The sequence below is a fragment of the Streptomyces capoamus genome (assembly GCF_014654935.1).
Classification (GTDB): domain Bacteria; phylum Actinomycetota; class Actinomycetes; order Streptomycetales; family Streptomycetaceae; genus Streptomyces; species Streptomyces capoamus.
On the sequence record NZ_BNBF01000022.1, the window covers coordinates 44,087 to 60,836 of the forward strand.

Here is a 16,750-nt window from a genome sequence, read left to right on the forward strand (position 1 = left end):
TCTCCAAGGCGATCGCCTTCCTCGAGAGCCAGGACCTGGTCCGCCGGGAGCGTGACGAGCGCCGCCGTGAGCGCTACGTCGTGGACGACGAGGTGATGTACCAGGCGATGACGGCCAGCGCCCGGTCCACCGCCCAGGTCGCCGAGACCGCGCGGCAGGGCGTCGGCGTCCTCGGCGCGGGCACCCCGGCCGGCACCCGGCTGGAGAACACCGCCCGCTTCCTGGACTTCGTCGCCGAGAGCCTCGCCCGCGCGGCGGAGCAGGCCCGCGCGATCCTCCGCACGAAGCCCGGGGCGCCCGCGGACGGTCCCGCCGCGCCCCGGTGACGCGGAAGGGGCGTGGGGTCACCAGGACCCCACGCCCCTCGGGCGATCCGGAGGATCAGTGCCGGCGGAACGACTGGACGTAGCCGTTCGCCGGGGAACCCACGCCCGTGACGTCGTCGTAGCCCTTCACCGCGGACAGCGAGCTGTCCTTGCCGAGGCTGCGGACCGAGGTCGCGAGGCCGCCGGAGGCGTCGAGGCCGTTGACGAAGTCGATACGGGCCACCGCCAGGCCGGAGCCCGTGGGGTTGTCCGTGACGTCGTGGTACACGCCCTGCTTGCCGTACTTGGCGTAGATGGCCGGGTTGGCGAAGCCGAGGGCCTTGCCGCCGCGCGCCTCCTGGGCCAGTGCCTGGACGGCCGCGATGACCGGGGCGGCCAGCGACGTGCCGCCGATGCGGTACTCGCTGTACTGCTCGGTGCCGTCCGGGAACGTCTGGGTCTGGCCGACGAGGAAGCCGGTGTTCGGGTCGGCGATGGCCGCGATGTCCGGGACGACGCGGTTGCCGTCGGCGCTGTTGGCCTTGGCGAGCGAGTCCGGGACGACGCCCTTCTGGTAGTACGGCTCGGCGACCGTCCTGCTGGTGCCGCCGCCCGCGCCCGAGGTGAACGTGCCGGGGAAGTTCGTCCAGCTCTTGCCGTCGGCCGACAGCGTGGCCTTCTCGGTGCCCCAGCCGGTCTCCCACTGGTACGTGTCGCCCTTGCCGACGGCCAGCGAGGTGCCGCCGACCGCGGTCACCCAGGCGGAGTTGGCCGGGGTGTCGACCTGCTTCGTCCCGGTGTTGGCGACCTCGTCGCCGTTGTCGCCGGAGGAGAAGTAGAAGCCGATGCCCTGGACCGCGCCCAGCTGGAAGACCTGGTCGTAGGCCGCCGCGAGGTCCGGCGTCTGGTTGGCCTCGGTGTCGCCCCAGGAGTTGGAGACGATGTCGGCCAGGTGGTTGTCGACGATCTTGCTGAGCGAGTCCAGCAGGTCGTCGTCGTAGCAGGAGGCCGCCCCGACGTAGGTGACGTCGGCGCTCGGAGCGACCGCGTGGACCGCCTCGACGTCGAGGGTCTCCTCGCCGTACCAGCCGGCCGCGCCGCACTCCTTGGTCTTGGTGTAGTTCTTCGGCAGCACCTGGTGCAGCTGGCCGGTCTTCCAGGCCGCGTCGCCGTGCTTGTTCGCGTAGCTGCCGGCGTCGTAGGCGATGGTCGGGGAGGCGTACGCGTCGGTGATGGCGATGCGGACGTTCTTCCCGGTGTAGGTGCCGGCGCCGTACGCGGCGCGCAGCTGCTTGCCGGTGTAGCCCTTGATCGCGTACGGGATCTTCTGGCCGTACGCGTCCGGGAGCGTGGTCGCGATGTTCGAGCCGAAGTACGAGGAGAACGGCCCGGAGTTCTTGAACACCGCGTCCGGCGGCGGCAGCTGGTCGTCGTGGCGCGCCTTGTGCGGGGCGTTGTCCAGGCCGGTGACGGTCAGGACGGCGCCCTTCAGGGCGGCGGGTACGGAGGCCGTGCGCGCCGGGGCGCGGTAGGTCTTCGAACCCTTGGCGAAGTTGTGCAGCTGGGTGCCGAACGCCTTCTCGGCGGCGGCCACGTCACCGGAGACGGCGACGTAGTGCGGGGTGACCGCGGTGACGGTCAGGCCGGCCGACTTCAGCCAGGACGTGACGGCGGCCACCTGGGCCTTGGTCGCCCCGAAGCGGGCCTGTGCCTTCTTGCCGCTCAGGTACTTGCCGTACAGCGGCGAGCCGGGGTCGGACACCGCCTTGGCGTAGGCGGCCAGACCGGCCCGGTCCTGCCCCGCGAGGTAGACGCGGGCCTTGACCTGGGCGCTGTCCGGGGTGGCGCCCTTGTCCGCCTTGGCCGTGGCCCAGAGCGGCTTGGTGCCCTTCAGAACGTCGCGAGCGGGGCTGCCCGCGGCGTGCGCCGCGGGTATGCCCAGCGCCAGTGCGCCGGCGATCATGGGCAGTGTCGCTGCCATGCTCACGCCGGCGCGCACGGTGGCGCGGTTGGATCTCATAGAACCCCCTGCGATGCGGTTCGCATGCATGTCGTGGTCGGAACGTCGCGTTTCCGCGCGCCGGCCCGCGGCGGTGTCGGCCGGCGAGTGGATCACACGATGGGGGCCACTCTTTCGATGAACCGTTCATGCCAGGGGAAGGGGAAAGTCAAGAGAAGCTCAAGTAACCGCCATCCACGGCGATTTGCCGCATTCATCCTTACAGCGGTGTTACGAACGGGCTTGTGCGCCCCGCTCCTTGAGCATTCCGGCCATCAGGTCGATCTCCGACTGCTGCGCGTCGACCATGCCCTGCGCGAGCCGCTTCTCCACGCCCACGGTGCACCTGGTGACGCAGCCCTCGGCCATGTGGATCCCGCCCTTGTGATGGGCCGTCATGAGCTGGAGGTACAGCACCTCGGCCGGCTTGCCGCTGAGCGACTGGAGCCTCTTCAGCTCGGTGTTCGTGGCCATGCCAGGCATCAGCGCGCCGTCCTTGCCGGAGGCCATGTCCCCCATGCCCATCCAGGTCATCGGCGGATCCGCCGACACCTTCGGCAGCCCCCACAGGTCCAGCCAGCCCAGCAGCATCCCGCGCTGGTTGGCCTGCGTCTGCGCGATGTCGTAGGCGAGCCGCCGCACCTCCTCGTTCTTCGTACGGTCCCGCACGATGTACGACATCTCCACGGCCTGCTGGTGATGGACGGCCATGTCCCGGGCGAAGCCGGCGTCGGCGGACTCCGCGCCCGGCGTCCTCGTATCCGATCCGCCGGTGTCCTCGGCCACGGAGTACGTGATCGCGCCGGCCGCGACCAGCACCGCCGCCGCGGCCCCCGCGACCCAGCCGATGTGTCCGCGCCTCACTTCATGACCCCGCCGGTGCACGAGGCACCCGGCTCGGGTGTCTGCTGCCCCTGCACGTAGGCGGCGAAGAACTTGTCCACTTCCGGATCCTTGGCGCTCTTGACCGCCACCTGGTGGCCCCAGGCCGACAGGATCAGCGGGGCGTCCTGGTTCGCGTACGGGCTCATCAGCGAGTACGGCGTCTTCTTCACCTTGGCCGCGAGCGCGTCCACGTCGGCCTTGTCCGCCTTGGCGGTGTACGTCACCCAGACCGCGCCGTGCTCCAGCGCGTGCACGGCGTTCTCGTCCGCCACCGGCTCGGTGTAGACGTCGCCGTTGCAGTTCAGCCAGACCGGGTTGTGGTTGCCGCCGACCGGCGGGTGCATGGGGTACGACACCTTGGTCGTCACGTGCGTCCGGGACAGCTTGCCCGACCAGGTCCGCACCCCGTCCTTGCCGGTCGTGAAGTGGCCGGAGTCCCCCGCGCCCTTGGCATCGCCGCTCGGCTTCCCGGCGTCCTTGCCGGAGTCGCGCTGCGTGTTCACGAGGACCACACCGCCGACGACGAGACCGGCGACGACCACCACGCTGGCGGTGATGGTGAGCACTCGGTTGCGGCGCTCGCGGACACGCTCCGCGCGCCGCATCTCCTCGATGCGCGCCTTGCGCGCCGCGGTGCTGCTGTTCTTGCCGGAACCCATGAGGCGTGTCCTTCTGGGGAAGGGGACGTGGACGGTGGGGCCCGCTGATCGTAATGCGCGGCGGCCGTGCTTCCGTAGGGAGGGCGGCGGAACCGGATAATTTGAAGCGAGTATGCGCATTACCTACGCTCACGGTATGCGGCTGCTGCGCTCCACCGACCTGGCCCTGCGCGTCCTGATGCGACTCGCCGTGGCCGACGCCACCCCCACGACCCGTCAGGTCGCCGCCGACATGGACGTCCCCTACACCCACGCGGCGAAGGTCGTCGCCGAGCTCCAGCGCCTGGGTCTGATCGACGCCCGGCGCGGACGGGGCGGGGGACTGACGCTGACCGGGCGGGGGCGTACGGCGTCGGTGGGCGCCGTCGTGCGGACCTTCGAGGGCGAGGGCGACGTGGTGGACTGCGAGGGGACGCAGGGCACGCCGGCCTGCCCCCTGCGCTCCGCCTGCCGCCTGCGGGGCGCGCTGCGAGGGGCCCAGGAGGCGTTCTTCGCCTCCCTGGACCCGGTCACGATCGCCGACATCGTGGTCGAGCCGACGGGACCCCTGCTGCTCGGGATCTCCCGGCGGCCGGAGGCGGTCTGAGCAGGGCCGCTCTGAGCGGAGCCGGTCCGAGCGGGGCCGGTCTCGGAACGTGGCGGAGTGCCACGGCGGGCCGCCACGCGTATGCGGCGCCGTCGTGGCACGTCCGCCCCTCACGGGACGCTGTCGCTCAGCCCTTGGCCAGCCACAGGTCGGGGCCGAAGACCTCGTAGTGGATGTCCGCCGGGGCGACGCCCTTCGCCGTCAGCTGGGCCCGGACGGCGCGCATGAAGGGCAGCGGGCCGCACAGGTACGCGCGCGTGCCGGGGCGTACGGCGATGTCCGCCAGGTCGACCAGGCCCGTCCGGGTGCCGGGCTCGGCGTCCCGCTCGTAGAAGAGGTGCACCGAGGCGTCGGGCAGCTTGCCGGCGTAGGCCGTGTGGTCGGCGCGCAGGGCGTGGTCGGCGGGGGAGCGGTCGCCGTGCACCACGGTGACCGGGGCGCGGTGACCGCCGGCCGCGAGGTCGGCCAGCATCGCGATCATCGGGGTGACGCCGATGCCCGCCGAGGCGAGCAGCAGGGGGGTGTCCGGCGCGCCGGACAGGACGAGGTCGCCGTACGGCTCGGACAGCTCCAGGACGGCGCCGGGCCGTACGTGCGCGTGGAGGTGGTTGGAGACCTCGCCGTCGGGCGAGGCCGCGCCGTGCACGCGCTTGACGCTGATCTGGCGCACCGTCTCGCCGGGCGCCCCGGACAGGCTGTACTGCCGGATCTGCCGGGCCCCGTCCGCCAGGGTGACGCCGACGGAGACGTACTGCCCGGCGCGGAAACCGGCCACCGGACCGCCGTCGGCCGGCCGTAGCCGGAGGGTGACGACGTCCGCCGTCTCCTCGACCCGCTCCACGACCTCCCAGGGGCGCAGGCCGGGGCCGCCGCTCTCCTCGTACAGCCGCTTCTCGACGGCGATCAGCGCGTTCGCCATCAGCCAGTACACCTCGTCCCAGGCGGCGGCCACCTCGGGCGTGACGGCCTCGCCCAGGACCTCGGCGATCGCGGCGAAGAGGTGCTCGTGGACGACGTCGTACTGCTCGGGGGCGACGCCGAGGGAGGCGTGCTTGTGGGCGATGCGGGCGAGCATCGCGTCCGGCCGCCGGTCCGGGTGGTCCAGCAGGTGCGTGGCGAAGGCGGCGATCGAGCCGGCGAGGGCCTGCCGCTGAGTGCCGGCCGCCTGGTTGCCGCGGTTGAACAGGTTGCGCAGCAGGTCGGGGTGGGCGTTGAAGAGGCGCGCGTAGAAGCGCTCGGTGATCTCGCCGATCGCCCCGCCGACGGCGGGCAGGGTGGCACGGACGGTCGCTGCGGACTGCTCGGTCAGCATCGGGACTCCTCGGAGAACTCGGCTCACCCGCACGCTATGAAAACTTGCATCGGCGATGCAAATTTAAGGGGCGTGGTGTGGGTCACGGAGGAAGCGGGATCGGCCATTACAGATGCCGGTCCGAGCAGGCAAGATGGGCGAGAGCGCAGTACAGCTGCCGTACGAGAGGCGTTCAGCGCGAGGACGCCCGGGCGATCAAGGTCCGCAACGCGCGTGAAACGGTGTTGTGGTGGGATGCTCAGGTGCCCGACCGCCTCCCGTGGTACCGGAGACAGGCGGCCTGACCAGCAAGGATGGGGAAGCGGAAGATGGACAAGCAGCAGGAGTTCGTGCTCCGGACCTTGGAGGAGCGCGACATCCGGTTCGTACGCCTGTGGTTCACGGACGTGCTGGGCTTCCTCAAGTCCGTCGCCGTGGCGCCCGCGGAGCTGGAACAGGCCTTCGATGAGGGCATCGGCTTCGACGGCTCGGCCATCGAGGGCTTCGCCCGGGTCTACGAGTCCGACATGATCGCCAAGCCCGACCCGTCCACCTTCCAGGTCCTGCCCTGGCGCGCGGAGACCCCCGGCACGGCCCGCATGTTCTGCGACATCCTCATGCCGGACGGCTCCCCCTCCTTCGCCGACCCGCGCTACGTCCTCAAGCGTGCCCTCGCCCGCACCTCCGACCTGGGCTTCACCTTCTACACCCACCCGGAGATCGAGTTCTTCCTGCTGAAGGACCGCCCGCTGGACGGCTCCCGGCCGACCCCCGCGGACAACTCCGGCTACTTCGACCACACGCCCACCAACGTCGGCATGGACTTCCGCCGCCAGGCGATCACCATGCTGGAGTCGATGGGCATCTCGGTGGAGTTCTCCCACCACGAGGGGGCCCCGGGCCAGCAGGAGATCGACCTGCGCTACGCCGACGCGCTCTCCACGGCCGACAACATCATGACGTTCCGCCTGGTGATGAAGCAGGTGGCGCTGGAGCAGGGCGTCCAGGCGACCTTCATGCCCAAGCCCTTCTCCGAGCACCCCGGCAGCGGCATGCACACCCACCTGTCCCTCTTCGAGGGCGACCGCAACGCGTTCTACGAGTCCGGCGCCGAGTACCAGCTCTCCAAGGTCGGCCGCTCCTTCATCGCCGGCCTGCTCCGGCACGCGGCGGAGATCTCCGCGGTCACCAACCAGTGGGTGAACTCCTACAAGCGCATCTGGGGCGGCTCCGAGCGCACGGCGGGCGCGGGCGGTGAGGCCCCCTCGTACATCTGCTGGGGCCACAACAACCGCAGCGCCCTGGTCCGCGTCCCGATGTACAAGCCCGGCAAGACGGGCTCCGCGCGCGTGGAGGTCCGCTCCATCGACTCCGGCGCCAACCCCTACCTGGCCTACGCCGTCCTCCTCGCCGCCGGCCTGAAGGGGATCGAGGAGGGCTACGAGCTCCCGCCGGGCGCCGAGGACGACGTCTGGGCCCTGTCCAACGCCGAACGCCGTGCTATGGGCATCGAGCCCCTGCCGCAGAACCTCGGCGAGGCCCTGGCCCTGATGGAGGGCAGCGACCTGGTCGCCGAGACCCTCGGCGAGCACGTCTTCGACTTCTTCCTGCGCAACAAGAAGTCAGAGTGGGAGGAGTACCGCTCCGAGGTCACGGCGTTCGAGCTGCGGAAGAATCTGCCGGTGCTGTAGGGGCAGGTCAGGGCGGGTTTCCTGCCGATTCGGCGGGTGGGGGCCGATGGCTGCGAGCCGTCGGTCCCGGTGTGTCTCTCGGGCCCCGGGCCCTCGCCGTCGGCGACGGCGGGCCGTCAGGGGCTGCCGGGGCCGGCCGTCGCCATGGCCTCGGCCGCCACCCGCCGCAGCGCACGCTGTGTGAGCCGGCTGTTTGTCCCGCCGGCCAGGCAGGCCACGGCGCGACCCACCCATTCCGGGTCGCCGAGGAGGTGCAGCTTCCCCTCGTCGCTGAGCTGCCGCAGCAGACTCTCCAGCCGGAGGGCGTCCACCGCCCGGTACGGGCGCGCGTGCTGGTCGAAGCGCAGCTGGTGGTCCTCGTACGGGTGGCGAAGCGTCATGTGCATCCAGCCACCGTCGCGCCCCGCAACCATTCCCGTGGGCGTGTACATGGCCCTGTCGTTGGTGTTCCAGGAGTGCTTGCCCCAGGTGAGCCGGATGCCGGACATGATCCTCGACCACGGGACCAACCGTCCCTCGGAGTCCGGCTCGCGCTGGTGGAGCCCGTCCGGGCGGAACTCCACCCAGTGGGCGTCCGGGCGTGTGGCGTCTCCGACGGCCCAATGCCCCCCGACCGGTTCCAACGGCCCCAACTGTGTCCCGTTCGCCTCCATGCGGGGCATTGAACCACGCGCTCTGCCGAGCTGTTGCGTCACCGGGTGCCGGCCGGGCCGGCGGTGGTCAGGGGGCTGCCGGTGCGCCGGGCGCCCCACCACGGCAGGAGCTGGGCCGCGCCGAAGGCCGCCTCCACGACGAAGAAGAGCCACAGCACACGCGTGACGCCGTGCGCCAGCGCATACGCCTGCCACGTGGCGAACAGCGTGCGCGCGACGCCGTCGAGCAGGCCGTGCAGCGGCAGCGGACCGGCGATCCGCAGGAGTGCCCAGACGACCACGACCGAACCCATCAGGTTGGCGTACAGGGTCTGCATCGGGTCGAGGGCGGGCAGGGCGCCCAGCCCCCACGCTTCCCCCAGTGACGACAGCGCGCCGTGCACCAGTGCGTAGGTCCACGGCGTGGCGAACCCCGCCGTGACGACGAGGTCGTACCAGGCACTCGCGCGTACGACGCGGAGGTAGGCGACACGGGAAGGGGCGGCGGGACGGTTCACGACGAGGCTCCTGTCGGTCTCTCGGCAGCGGGGCCTCACGCTAAACAGTGGAGTACTCTCCAAGGTCAAGTCCTCAGCCGGGCGGAGGGGCATGCGCATCGGAGAGCTGGCCGCACAGACGGGTACGACCAAGGACACCATCCGCTTCTACGAGAAGATCGGTCTCGTCGCGGGCCGGCGGCTGTCCAACGGCTACCGCGATTTCCCGCCGGAGACGGTGACCTGGCTGCACTACGTCCGCACCGCGCAGACGCTCGGCTTCTCGCTGGCCGAGATCTCCCGGCACGGCGAGGAGCTGCGCGACGCGCCGGACTCCGCCGAGGCGCTCTCCGCGCTGCTCGCGGAGAAGATCCAGGTCATCGACGTGCGCATGGCCGAGCTCGCCGCCCTGCGGGCCGACCTCGCCGAGCGCGTCGGCACCGGATGCCCGTTCCGGGCGGCGGCCCGGCCGGCCGGGAAGCGAGGGTCAGGGGACTGATCCGCCTCCGCTCGGCCAAAGTTCCGTGAGCGGAGGCGGACGGCGCATGCGGGTCGTCACCGGTGTCGGGGACGCTCCGCGCCGGTGCCGCGCAGTACCTCGATCTCGTAGTCCCCGGTGTCCTCGTCGATCGTCACGCCGTGGGTCTCGCTGCGGAAGCCCGGGAAGCGGCGGTCGAAGGTCTCCAGGGCGGTGAGGTAGCGCAGGAGGGGACCGTCGGGGGCGCCGGTGGACTCGCCCGGCATGAGGACCGGGATGCCGGGCGGGGTGACCGTGACCATCGCGGCCGCCACCCGGTGCGCCACGTCGGCGATGCGGACGCGTTCCGTGCCGCCCCGCACCAGCCGCTGGTAGCAGTGCTGCGGCGGGAAGACCGGCTCCGGGAGCCGCTGGAACGCGGTCTCCAGCAGCTCCACCAGGCGTGCCGAGCGCAGCTGCTCGTGCATCTGCCGGCACAGCTCGCGCAGGGTGAGACCGGCGTAGCGCTTCGGGTGCGCGGCGACGGCCTCGGGCAGCACCCGGTCCAGCGGGGTGTCGGAGTCGTACAGGGCCTTGAAGTCCATCAGGGCGTCCAGCAGCGTGCCCCACTTGCCCTTGGTGATGCCCATGGAGAACAGGATCAGCGTGGTGTAGCTGTCGGTCTTCTCGACCACGATGTTCCGGGTGGCCAGGTACGCGGTCAGCACGCGGGCCGGGATGCCCTCCTCGGCCATCTCGCCGGTGGCGGTGATGCCCGGGCAGGTCAGCGTGACCTTGACCGGATCCAGCATGCAGTGGCCCTCGGTCAGCCCGGGGAAGCCGTGCCAGGCGGCGTCCGGTTCCAGCAGCCAGCAGGACTGCTCCGTGCGCAGCAGTTCGGGCGGGGCGTCGGCGAAGGGCAGGCGTCGGCCCGTGGCCGGGTCGGTGACCTCCTCCGGCTGCCACACGCCGAAGAACCACGGCGGACGGTCGCCGGCGTTCGCCACCCGCCGTCCCAGCCGCACCATCTCCTGCCGGAAGCGGATCGCCTCCGTCACCGCCTCGTCCAGCAGCCACTCGCCCTGCGGCCCGTCCATCATGGCCGTCGCCACGTCCAGCGAGGCGATCATCGGATACAGCGGCGAGGTGGTGCCGTGCATCATCAGCGCCTCGTTGAAGCGGTCGTGCTCCACGGGTGCCCGGGGCGCCGGCCGTACGTGCACCATCGCCGACTGGGACAGCGCGGCCAGCAGCTTGTGCGTGGACTGGGTCGAGAAGACCGTCGGCCGGTCCGGGCCGGGGAAGCTGCCGGCGTCCACCGACATGCCGTAGCGGCCACGGTACAGCGGGTGGAACCGGGCGTAGGCGAACCACGCCTCGTCGAAGTGCACCCGGGGCGTGCTGGCCGCCAGCGCCTTCGCGGCCGGTACGGCGGCGTAACACAGGCCGTCGTAGGTCGAGTTGGTGAACACCGCGTACTGGGGATCCCGCGAGACGGCGCCCTCGGCGAGCGGGTGCGCGGCGATCCGGGCCGCGATCGAGTCCGCCGCCAGCTCGGCCGGCGGCAGCGGGCCGGCGAGACCGTAGCCGTTGCGGGTGGGCACCAGGTAGACGGGCCGGGCGCCGGAGACCACCAGGCCGTGCAGCACCGACTTGTGGCAGTTGCGGTCCACCAGGGCGAGTTCGTCACGGGTGACGCTGAAGTGGCCCACCAGCCGGTTGCAGGTGGAGTCGCCGTGCAGCACGAAATAGCTGAGGTCGGCGCCGAAGACGCGGGCCGCGTTGCGCTCGGCCTCGCCGATCGGGCCGGTGTGCTCGAACAGCGAGCCCAGCTCCTCCACCGAGATCGACAGGTCGGAGCGGAGCAGCCGTTCGCCGAAGTAGTCGTGGAAGGCGCGCCCCGCGGGCGACTTGAGGAAGGCGACGCCACCGGAGTGGGCGGGGGTGTGCCAGGAGTACTCGTGGGCGTCGTGGAAGCGCCGCAGGGCCCGGAAGAACGGCGGCAGCACGTCCTCCCGGTAGGCGCGGGCGGCGCTGGTGACCCGGCCGGCGATGAATCCGGGGGTGTCCTCCAGCGGCCACACGTACCCGACGACCGTCTCCGACACCCACAGCGGCAGTTCCCGCACGCCCTCCTCGGCCATGACCAGGAACACCGGCAGGTCCCGGTAGCGGCGCCCGATCCGGCGCAGCACCGACGCCCCGCCGGGGACCTCCCCGACGGAGCCGTCCGCCGTGGCCAGCGCGGCCCCGGGCCCATCCCCGGCGGTCCGCCCGCCGGGCAGGTCCCAGGCGACCAGTGCCGCGGCCAGGCCCGCCTCGGTCCGCAGCACGGCGTCAGCGTCCGCGGCGGTGACCGCCCAGCGCACGCCGAAGCCGTCGGCCTCCACCGCCTCCTTGATCTTCCGCAGCTGCTCGGCCCCGGCGCCCTCGGCGCGCGGATGCTCCGGTACCGCGACCAGGATTCTGCTGTCGCCCATCGCGTGCCCTCGTCTTCCCGGCGGCCACCCGGCCACCGCCGCGGAAAGTCTCCAGGCGGCAGGGTCGTGGCCCGGGCAGCCCACGGCGGCGGACCACCGTGATGACGGAAACCTCGGTTGCCGGGTTGACCGCCGGCGGGGCTAACCGAGGTACGCCGGCGACACGGCGGCCCGGCTGATCCGCCGGGGCCGGCCCGAGCCGTCCGCCGGGACCTGGTACAGGTCGGCGCCGTAGTCCCCGGGCAGCGCGTACACGAGCGTGCGGGCGTCCTTCCACACCGCCTGGTCGTCCACGCTGCGCGGTTCGGCGAGGGGGGTCTCCCGCAGGGTCCGCAGGTCCAGGACGTACAGCCGCCAGGGCGCGTCCTTCGGCAGTCCCGAGACCCGCTTCTTGTACGCGACCCGGGTGCCGTCGGGCGACAGGGACGGGCACTCCACGTTCGCGTGCAGCGTGGTGACCGTGCGGCGGCGCAGGTCGCCGCGGACCAGGTACGTCCGCCCGCCGGTCGCCAGCGTCGCGTAGAAGGTGCGGTCGTCCGCCGCGAACGTCACCCCCCAGAAGTTGACGTCCGCCGACCGGTACGTCCGCCCGTCCCGGACGATCCGGAACGCCTCCAGCGACGGGATCAGCTCCCCGCTGCGGGTGTCCACGATCGCCGCGCGCGTGGAGAAGTCGGTCCCGGCGTACGAGTCACCGCCCACGAACGCCGTCCAGGCGGCGAAGTGCCCGGTGGGGGAGACCCGGGCGCGTGAGGGGATGCCGGGCACGTCGTAGCGGTGCACGGTCCGCAGCCGGGCGTCCAGGATCAGCGCGCGGTAGGTGTCCGAGACGGGTCCGTGCACGGCCTGGAGGCACACGCCGGTGCCCGAAGCGGCGTGGAAGCGGAGGCACTTGAGGCCGGCGGCGGTGCGCGGCCCGTCCGGGTCGCCCGCCGGGACGGCCGTCAGCTCGTCCCGGTGCGGCCCCCAGGCCATGTTCCGGAACACCAGCCGGCCGGCGCCGCGCAGCGCCACCGGCCCGGAGGCGACGCGCGGCCCGCCCGCCTGCGGCCGGTCGCGGCGGTCCGCCCGCGCGGAGGCGTGCAGCACGGAGGCCAGGGCGACGGCGGCCAGTACGGCGACGGCCGAGACGAGGACGAGGACGCGGCTGCGTACGGTCACGCGGGCACCTCCCCCCTCGGGCGCAGGACGAGGCAGAACGCGGCGCACCCGGCCAGCGCCACCGCCGCCCCGGCCAGCGCCGCCCGGTCGCCCCACACCGTCCAGGCCGCGCCGAACAGCAGCGAGCAGGCGAACCGGGCCAGCGCCTGCCCGGTCTGTACGAGGGCGAGCCCGGAGGAGCGCAGCGCGTCGGGTACGCAGTCCGAGGCGGCGGCCATCAGCACCCCGTCGGTGGCCGCGTAGAAGCCGCCGTGCAGGGCCAGCACCAGGTACGGCAGGCCCGTGCCGTGCCAGGAGGTGAGCAGCAGCGCGTACGCGAGGAGCAGGGCGCCGTGGCCGGCGAGGAAGACCGTCCAGCGGCCCACCCGGTCCGCGAGCCGGCCGAGCACCACGGCCAGCAGCAGGAACGCGGCGGCCGTGCCCAGCGGCAGCAGCGCGAACCAGCGGTCGGGGACGCCGAGGCGGCGCTGGAGCAGCAGGTAGACGAAGGAGTCGCCGACCGTGGCCAGGCCCAGCAGCAGCGCGCAGCCGGTGATCCGGCGCAGGTCGCGGCGGCGCAGCAGGGCGAGCGCCGCCCGCAGGGTCGGCCGCTGCCGCGCCGGGACCGTGTCGTGCCGGCCGCCCGGCACGAACAGGACCAGCACCAGCACGCCCAGCACCGCGACGCAGAAGCTGACGGTGAACACCGCGTCGTACCCGTCCACGGTGGCCCGGAGGATCCAGAACGCCACCAGCGGCCCGAGCAGGGCCCCGGCGGTGTCCATCGCCCGGTGCACCCCGAAGGCCCGCCCGCGCGTCCCGGGCGTGCTGGACAGCGAGATCAGCGCGTCCCGCGGTGCCGTGCGCAGCCCCTTGCCCGTCCGGTCGGCGGCGAGCACGATGCCGATCGGCGTCAGGGAGTGCGCCAGCAGCAGCAACGGCTTGCACACGGCCGAGATGCCGTAGCCGAGCCCGGCGACCCACTTGTGCCGCCCGCCGCCCCGGTCGGCGAGGTGCCCGCCGGCCAGGCGCACGAGCGCCGAGAACCCGTTGTAGATGCCGTCCAGCAGTCCGAAGCCCAGGGGTGACAGGCCCAGTCCGGTCACCAGGTACAGCGGCAGCACCGCCGTCACCATCTCCGAGGAGACGTCGGTGACCAGGCTCACCGTCCCCAGCGCGAGCACGGTGGGGGCGAGGGCCGCACGGCGCCGCCCGGCGGGAGACCGGACGGCACCCTGAGCGGACGTACGGGCGCGGCTGTCCGCCAGGTACACGTCAGGACGCCCAGACGCCGGTGATGTCCTCGGCGGCGGCCGCGTTGCCCGCGTGCGTGGTCAGGCCCTGGCTGTCCTCCAGGGTGCGCAGCAGGTCGTAGTGGTTGTACGTGGTGGCGGAGCTGGACCCGGCGGCCACGGGCTGGCCGTAGAGCACGGTCGGGATCCGGTTGCCGCTCAGCCGGTTGTCCTCGTCGAAGGTGACGACGAGCAGGCTGTTGTGCGTCCTGGCCCAGGTCGCGTAGGCGCCCAGGTTGTTCTTCAGCCAGGTGTCGCCGGTGGACACCGAGCAGTCGTGCATGTCGCTGCACAGGTTCGGGACCACGAACGACAGCTGCGGCAGCGTCGAGTAGTCCGTCGGGAACTGGGCGAAGGTCTTGGCGCTCGACGTCGGCACGTTGCTGAAGCCGAACCAGGGGTTGTGCTTGCGGGCGTAGTTACCGCTGCTGCACGTCGTGGAACCCTGGCTCGGCAGCGTCTCGTTGTAGCTGGCCCAGGTGCGGCCGGCCGCGATCAGCTCGGAGGCGAGGTTGGGCGCCGACGAGAAGCCCGGGGTGTAGCAGCTGTCGTCGGTGACGCCCTGCGTCGAACCGGAGAACAGCGCGAAGTAGTTGGGCTGGCTGGGGTGCGTCTCGGCGTACGACTGGGTCAGGTTGGCGCCCTGCGTCCTCAGCGAGTTGATGTACGGCGCGCTGGAGGAGCCGATGACCTGGCTGTAGGCATGGTTCTCGAAGACCACGACGACCACGTGGTCCGGGCTGGGCACGGCGCTCGCGGCATGGGCGGACCCGCCGCCGAGTCCGGTCCACAGTCCGGCGGCGGCTGCGGCGAGGGCGGCGGCGGACGCCAGGGCGGTACGGGCACGGCGATACGCCGGACGGGCAGGACTGCCGGACACATCAACCTCCGGGGAACGGTGGGCGGCTGGCGGTGCGGACAGAGCATGCACACGCCAATATGCCCGCAGCCCACGCCGGCCAACCTCGCGGGTGAAGACCACGTGAACGCCGGGTACTTGGGCCCCCATGGCGAAGATCCTCATCGGCACCTGCGGCTGGACCGACCCGGAGCTGCTCAGGAGCGGCTGGTACCCGCCCGGCCACCGCGACACCGAGAAGCGCCTGCGGCACTACGCGACCCGCTTCCCGCTGGTCGAGGCCGACTCCCCGTACTACGCCCTCCCGAGCCCGCGCACCACCGCCCTCTGGGCCGACCGCACGCCCCCCGGCTTCCGCTTCGACGTCAAGGCGTTCTCCCTCCTCACCGGCCACCCCACCCGCCCCGCCGCCCTCCCCGCGGACCTGCGCGGCCACCCCCGGGACGAGGCCCTGCACACCGAGGTCTGGACCCGCTACGCCGAAGCGCTGGCCCCGCTCCACCGCTCCGGCCGCCTGGGCACCCTCCTCTTCCAGTATCCGCCCTCCCTCGCCCCCGGCGCGAAGGCCGAGACCTTCATCCGCACCGCCCGCGAACGCGCCCGCGACTGGCCGTTCGCCGTGGAGTTCCGCGATCCCGCCTGGTGGCAGCCCGGCCAGGCGCAGCGTACGACCGCCTTCCTGGCGGACCTGGACGCGACCGCCGTGGGCACGGACACCTACGAGGGCATGCAGTCGGTCCCCGTGACGACCCCCCGCCTGGCCATGCTCCGCTTCCACGGCCGCAGCCCCCACTGGGGCAGGGGCAGCAAGGAAGACCGCTTCCGGCACGCCTACACCGAGCGGGAGCTGACCGAATGGCTGCCCGGCATCCGGGCCTTGGCGGAAGCCGCGGACGAACTGCACGTCCTCTTCAACAACTGCTGCGCGGACGCGGCACCCACAGCGGCGCAGACCCTCCAGGACCTCCTCCGCCCGAGCCTCCCGCACCAGCGCGGCACCACCGACTCCGCCACGACCTGACGACAACGGCAAGCGAAGCCGCGGCCACGCACGACAGCACCGGCCGGGTCCGCCGCGAGCACGGCGCACGACAGCACCGGCCCGGGCCACGCGGGCATGGCGGGCGCCCACCGTCCCCTGCCCGGCCGGGCACCGCGACCCGGGGCCGGACCGGCAGCCGGGTCCGCCGCGGACACGGCGGGCGCCCCACCGCCCTCGCCCGGCGGGCCACCGCCCGCGCGGCGCCCCCCGGGGTTCGCCCCTGGGTCGCCCGCCGGTGGCGTCGCCGGCCGGCAAGCGGTTCCTGTCCGTGGGAGCCGACGGTGCAGGACAGCCGACGGGAACCCGGCCCACCGCACCCGCGGCCGCGCACGACAGCCGACGGGAGCCGGGCCCACCGCACCCGCGGCTGCACACGACAGCACCGGCTCGGGCCGCCGCGGGCACGGCCGGCGCCCACCGTCCCCTGCCCGGCCGGCCGGGCACCGCCACCCGGGGCCGGACCGGCAGCCGGGTCCGCCGCGGACACGGCGGGCGCCCCACCGCACACACCCGGGCCGGCGCCCCCCGGGGCCCGCCTCCGAGCCGCCCGCCGGAGTGCGCCGCGTGCGGCAGCGTCGGCTCGGGCCGCCGTGGGCATGGCGGGCGAGCACCGGTTCCGGCCCGGCCGGCCGTGCACCGGGACCCGGCGCCGGACGGGAAGCCGGGTCCGCCGCGGCCGCGCCGCGCGGCAGTGGCCGCCGCGGACACGGCGGGCGCCCCACCGCACACGCCCGGGCCGGCGCCCCCCGGGGCCCGCCTCCGAGCCGCCCGCCGGAGTGCGCCGCGTGCGGCAGCGTCGGCTCGGGGCGCCGTGGGCATGGCGGGCGAGCACCGGTCCCGGCCCGGACGGCCGCGCACCGGGACCCGGCGCCGGACGGGAAGCCGGGTCCGCCGCGGGCGCGCCGCGCGGCAGTGGCCGCCGCGGACACGGCGGG

At 73.1% G+C, this 16,750-nt stretch carries 14 protein-coding genes and 1 pseudogene; 5 read left to right on the plus strand and 10 right to left on the minus strand.

Going from position 1 to position 16,750, the window contains the following annotated elements; genetic code table 11:
- Positions 1–326 (plus strand): annotated as a pseudogene (locus IE312_RS42300) (MarR family transcriptional regulator); the annotation flags it as partial.
- 55 nt (positions 327–381) lie between these two features.
- Here IE312_RS42300 and IE312_RS29160 read toward each other — a convergent pair.
- The 3 genes from IE312_RS29160 to IE312_RS29170 all read right to left on the minus strand — a co-directional run bounded on the left by IE312_RS29160 (position 382) and on the right by IE312_RS29170 (position 3,848).
- The gene (locus tag IE312_RS29160) at positions 382–2,325 is read right to left on the minus strand and encodes a S53 family peptidase (RefSeq protein WP_189985285.1); all 1,944 of its coding nucleotides are present in this window, start codon (positions 2,323–2,325) and stop codon (positions 382–384) included.
- 210 nt (positions 2,326–2,535) lie between these two features.
- Positions 2,536–3,168, minus strand: a complete 633-nt coding sequence (locus IE312_RS29165) for a DUF305 domain-containing protein (RefSeq protein WP_189985286.1) — start codon at positions 3,166–3,168, stop codon at positions 2,536–2,538.
- Positions 3,165–3,848 carry a thioredoxin-like domain-containing protein gene (locus IE312_RS29170; RefSeq protein ID WP_189985287.1) on the minus strand — a complete coding sequence of 228 codons (684 nt, stop codon included), beginning with the start codon at positions 3,846–3,848 and terminating at the stop codon, positions 3,165–3,167. Before IE312_RS29170 ends, IE312_RS29165 begins: the two co-directional genes overlap by 4 nt.
- A 136-nt stretch (positions 3,849–3,984) precedes the next feature.
- Here IE312_RS29170 and IE312_RS29175 point away from each other — a divergent pair, with 136 nt between their 5' ends.
- Positions 3,985–4,434: an Rrf2 family transcriptional regulator gene (locus IE312_RS29175; protein WP_189985288.1), complete on the plus strand. Its 450-nt coding sequence runs from the start codon at positions 3,985–3,987 to the stop codon at positions 4,432–4,434.
- A 127-nt stretch (positions 4,435–4,561) separates the two neighbouring features.
- Here IE312_RS29175 and IE312_RS29180 read toward each other — a convergent pair whose 3' ends face one another.
- Positions 4,562–5,746, minus strand: a complete 1,185-nt coding sequence (locus IE312_RS29180) for a globin domain-containing protein (RefSeq protein ID WP_189985289.1) — start codon at positions 5,744–5,746, stop codon at positions 4,562–4,564.
- Between the two features lie 308 nt (positions 5,747–6,054).
- Between IE312_RS29180 and glnA2 the strand changes: the two genes are divergently transcribed.
- A complete protein-coding gene (glnA2, locus tag IE312_RS29185; protein WP_189985290.1) occupies positions 6,055–7,416 on the plus strand; it encodes a gamma-glutamylpolyamine synthetase GlnA2 in 1,362 nt (453 codons plus the stop codon).
- A 116-nt stretch (positions 7,417–7,532) separates the two neighbouring features.
- Here the strand turns inward: glnA2 and IE312_RS29190 are convergent, their stop codons facing one another.
- Complete coding sequence (locus IE312_RS29190; protein ID WP_370467619.1) at positions 7,533–8,069, minus strand: hypothetical protein; 537 nt, start codon at positions 8,067–8,069, stop codon at positions 7,533–7,535.
- Positions 8,070–8,107: 38 nt separating this feature from the next.
- Positions 8,108–8,566, minus strand: coding sequence for a hypothetical protein (locus IE312_RS29195; RefSeq protein WP_189985292.1), 459 nt, complete (start codon positions 8,564–8,566; stop codon positions 8,108–8,110).
- 91 nt (positions 8,567–8,657) lie between these two features.
- Here IE312_RS29195 and IE312_RS29200 point away from each other — a divergent pair, with 91 nt between their 5' ends.
- Entirely contained in the window at positions 8,658–9,044 is a 387-nt protein-coding gene (locus IE312_RS29200) for a MerR family transcriptional regulator (RefSeq protein ID WP_189985293.1), read from the plus strand.
- A gap of 56 nt (positions 9,045–9,100) precedes the next feature.
- Here the strand turns inward: IE312_RS29200 and IE312_RS29205 are convergent, their stop codons facing one another.
- The 4 genes from IE312_RS29205 to IE312_RS29220 all read right to left on the minus strand — a co-directional run bounded on the left by IE312_RS29205 (position 9,101) and on the right by IE312_RS29220 (position 14,794).
- Positions 9,101–11,482 (minus strand): Orn/Lys/Arg family decarboxylase, encoded by a 2,382-nt coding sequence (locus tag IE312_RS29205; protein ID WP_189985294.1) that lies wholly within the window; start codon positions 11,480–11,482, stop codon positions 9,101–9,103.
- 141 nt (positions 11,483–11,623) lie between these two features.
- On the minus strand, positions 11,624–12,643 hold the full coding sequence (locus IE312_RS29210; RefSeq protein WP_189985295.1) for a TolB family protein: 1,020 nt from the start codon (positions 12,641–12,643) through the stop codon (positions 11,624–11,626).
- Positions 12,640–13,896, minus strand: coding sequence for an MFS transporter (locus IE312_RS29215; protein ID WP_189985296.1), 1,257 nt, complete (start codon positions 13,894–13,896; stop codon positions 12,640–12,642). The genes IE312_RS29210 and IE312_RS29215 overlap by 4 nt, the downstream gene beginning before the upstream one ends.
- Position 13,897: 1 nt before the next feature.
- Positions 13,898–14,794: an alkaline phosphatase family protein gene (locus IE312_RS29220; protein ID WP_189985297.1), complete on the minus strand. Its 897-nt coding sequence runs from the start codon at positions 14,792–14,794 to the stop codon at positions 13,898–13,900.
- 127 nt (positions 14,795–14,921) lie between these two features.
- On the opposite strand from IE312_RS29220, the gene IE312_RS29225 reads away from it, so the two are divergent.
- Entirely contained in the window at positions 14,922–15,794 is an 873-nt protein-coding gene (locus tag IE312_RS29225; protein WP_189985298.1) for a DUF72 domain-containing protein, read from the plus strand.
- The last annotated feature ends 956 nt before the right edge of the window (positions 15,795–16,750 follow it).